This is a genomic window from Mesorhizobium sp. P3_A9, assembly GCF_056402975.1.
Window position 1 is genome coordinate 1 of the sequence record NZ_JBFUGJ010000511.1, and the last position, 3,223, is coordinate 3,223.

Annotated in this window: 4 protein-coding genes; 2 read left to right on the top strand and 2 right to left on the bottom strand. The window is 58.7% G+C overall.

Going from position 1 to position 3,223, the window contains the following annotated elements:
* On the bottom strand, positions 1 to 307 hold a 307-nt coding region (locus AC1DX0_RS33530), incomplete at its 3' end, for a glycosyltransferase family 4 protein (protein WP_477358658.1).
* Positions 307 to 1,131, bottom strand: coding sequence for an amidohydrolase family protein (locus AC1DX0_RS33535; protein ID WP_477223631.1), 825 nt, complete (start codon positions 1,129 to 1,131; stop codon positions 307 to 309). The genes AC1DX0_RS33535 and AC1DX0_RS33530, both read right to left, overlap by 1 nt.
* Positions 1,132 to 1,301: 170 nt before the next feature.
* Here AC1DX0_RS33535 and AC1DX0_RS33540 point away from each other — a divergent pair, with 170 nt between their 5' ends.
* The gene (locus tag AC1DX0_RS33540; RefSeq protein WP_477223630.1) at positions 1,302 to 2,471 is read left to right on the top strand and encodes a glycosyltransferase family protein; all 1,170 of its coding nucleotides are present in this window, start codon (positions 1,302 to 1,304) and stop codon (positions 2,469 to 2,471) included.
* Positions 2,464 to 3,223 (top strand): UDP-galactopyranose/dTDP-fucopyranose mutase family protein (locus tag AC1DX0_RS33545; RefSeq protein WP_477358660.1); only part of this gene is annotated, 760 nt, incomplete at its 3' end. The genes AC1DX0_RS33540 and AC1DX0_RS33545, both read left to right, overlap by 8 nt.

A 3,223-nucleotide genomic window follows, 5' to 3' on the forward strand; every position in this document is an offset into this window, starting at 1 on the left:
GGTGAGCGTGGAGCAGATCGACCCCGGTTTCACGGACGAGTGTGCAGATCAGTTCGATTGTCTTCCAAGGCGGATCGTCACGCAAGGGCGCAATATAGACATCTCTCCCTTCGGACCGTAACAATGCGGTATACGGGCTCTCAAAAGGGCACAAGAGCGAAACTTTAAACTCCTCCGATGGCAGGTTCGCAGCCAGGTTCCGCACATAGTTTTCCATGCCGCCGACAATGGCGTTGCCCAAGACCTCTAGGACATGGGTGCGCTCATCGGTCTGGCCACTTGGCAGAACACGCGGAGTCCGAGCCATCACTTTCCTCCTTGCGACCGGTGGAGCCTCAGCCAATCCATTGCTGTCCCCGACATGATCGCCTTTCGGTCATCGCCTGCGACCTCGAGTTGATCGAGAATTGCCCCGACCTCGTCTAAAGCAGCGCGAATGTGCGCACCGCTGCACGGCAAGAAGCGGTCGCTTCCGAATTGCAGCGAGCGTGGGCCGATCACGTCGATTGCCTTGCGAAAAACCTCGTCGCGGTAGATGGGAGGTGGTCCGAACGACAGGTCGAAGCGAAACTGGCTTTCGGCTGGGTCGACACCATTGATCCGATCGATAACACCAACCGCGTTGGCTTCGTCACACCATGGCCAGCCAAGGTGAGCTAGGGTGACGCGAAGGCCGGGATGATCGCGAACCGCCTCGTAGAAGGACGGCCTGCAGAACCTGCCGGACCGGCCGTCAATAAAAATTCCGCTGTGGAACAAGATGGGGAGGTCGAGCCTCGCGGCGACCGCGTAGACGCGATGCGCGCACTCATCATACGGATACCATCCGGTCGGAACCATCTTCAGCGCGCGAATGCCGGGAAGTGCAGCTGCCTCCTCAAGATCGTCGGCTGCTTGCGGATTGAGCGGATTCACCACCGCGAATCCGACCAGCCGATCCGAGCGGCCCTTTACAAGCTCGGAAAGGTACCGGTTGCCGGCGCGCAGCGACTCCCGGTCATTCAGCGAGTAGGGCGGCGTCAGGAAAGGCGCCAGCAGGAAGGCGATATCCACCCCTGCATCGTCAAGCGTCTGTAGCACATCTGCCGTCGTTTCTCGGCCCGATGTATGAAGGTGTGCATCAACAATCATTGGCGCCTCCCCGCGGACAACTTACGGAGGTGATGCCCGTTCCCGCCATGACAAGAAAATCGTGGTTCGTTGATCTCCGGTGACAAAGACAAAATTCCGCGTCGCCATGGAACCCGATTTGCGAACGGAGCTTGATCCACCACAAGCCAACCCGAATGCGGATCTTTGCAATGGATCAGACTGTATCCAACCCCATGCTCGTGCCTTTCGATAACCCACTTCTGATTTGTTTCTCCCACTTGCGGTGGGACTTCGTTTTTCAACGCCCGCAGCATTTGATGACGCGCGCCGCGGCCGACTACGCCGTTGTGTTCTTCGAAGAACCCGTCTTCGAGACTGTCCAGATACCTCTTCTGCGCCGCAAGGCGGTTGCGCCAGGCCTGGAAGTTGTGACGCCGATACTGCCGCTCCATCAGTCCGGGAATGATGTCGACACAGCCATCGCCGTTCTGCTTGAGGATCTGGTGGCGGGCATCGGACACGACCAGTTGGTGACCTGGTACTACACGCCCATGGCATTGAAGTTCTCGCAAGCGCTGCAGGAGGATGTCTGCGTCTACGACTGCATGGACGAACTTTCTGCCTTTAGAAACGCACCTCCCGAACTCGAGCGACTGGAAGAAAAGCTCTTCGCCAAGGCCGACGTCGTGTTCACCGGTGGAATGAGTCTTTATGAGGCCAAGCGCAGCCGGCATCCCTCCGTCCATGCGTTTCCAAGCAGCATCGACACGGCACACTTCCATCAGGCTCGCCGGCCCCAAGCAGACCCCCCAGACCAGCTGAGCATTGCCCATCCCCGCGTGGGCTTCTTCGGAGTGATCGACGAGCGGTTCGACATCGACCTGGTGGCTCGAACCGCTGCGGCGATGCCTACGGTCCAGTTCGTCACGATCGGCCCAGTGGTCAAGATCGACCCGGCCACGCTGCCCGCCGGCTCAAACATTCATTGGTTGGGCGCCAAGCGGTATGCCGAATTGCCCAGATACATGGCCGGTTGGGACGTTGGATGGATGCCCTTCGCCCTGAACGAGGCGACGCGGTATATCAGTCCGACGAAGACGCCTGAGTTCCTCGCCGGCGGACTGCCGGTCGTCTCGACTGCAATCGTCGATGTGGTGCAAACCTACGGCCGTCGCGGCCTAGTCGAGATTGCAGATACCGGCTCGATGCCAGCCGCCCTCAGCACCGCTATGCGCAGGGGTCGCGGTGACATGGCCAAGGTCGACACATTCCTCTCGGGAACGTCTTGGGACACGACCTGGAGCGCAATGCACGATCTACTCAAGCCCGCGAAGGTTTTGCGTCATCCTGGTTTCAGGAGCTTGGTCGACCATGTTTGATTGGCTTGTCGTCGGCGCAGGCTTCGCCGGAAGCGTATTGGCAGAGCGCCTGGCCAGTCAGCGCGGAGAGACGGTGCTTGTCGTCGACCGTCGCAGTCACATCGGCGGCAACGCTTTCGATTGGTACGATGAAGCCGGCATTCTTGTGCACCGCTATGGGCCGCATATTTTTCACACCAATGCCGAAGCCATTGTCGCCTATTTGTCTCAGTTCACCGCATGGCATCCTTATGACCACCGTGTTCTGGCCAAGGTCGACGGTCAGTTGGTGCCAATTCCAATCAACCTCGACACCATCAATCGTCTCTATCGCCTCGACCTCACCTCCGAGCAAATGGAGCAGTTTCTGGCGGAACGCAGAGAGAGAGTGGAAGAGATCCGCACCGCCGAGGACGTCGTCGTGGGGGCGGTCGGACGCGAACTCTACGAGAAGTTCTTCCAAGGCTACACGCGAAAACAGTGGGGAGTGGATCCCTCGCAGCTGAGCAAATCAGTGACGGCGCGCGTGCCGACACGAACCAATCGCGATGACAGGTATTTCGCCGACGCCTTCCAGAGCATGCCGGCGGATGGCTACACACGCATGTTTCAACGGATGCTAGCCCATCCCAATATCAAGGTGATGCTGCAGACGGACTATCGTGAGGTTCGAGAGGTCATCCCCTATCGGCGTCTCGTCTATACCGGTCCAATCGATGAATTTTTCGATTTCAGGCTCGGAAAATTGCCGTACCGATCTTTGCGATTTGAGC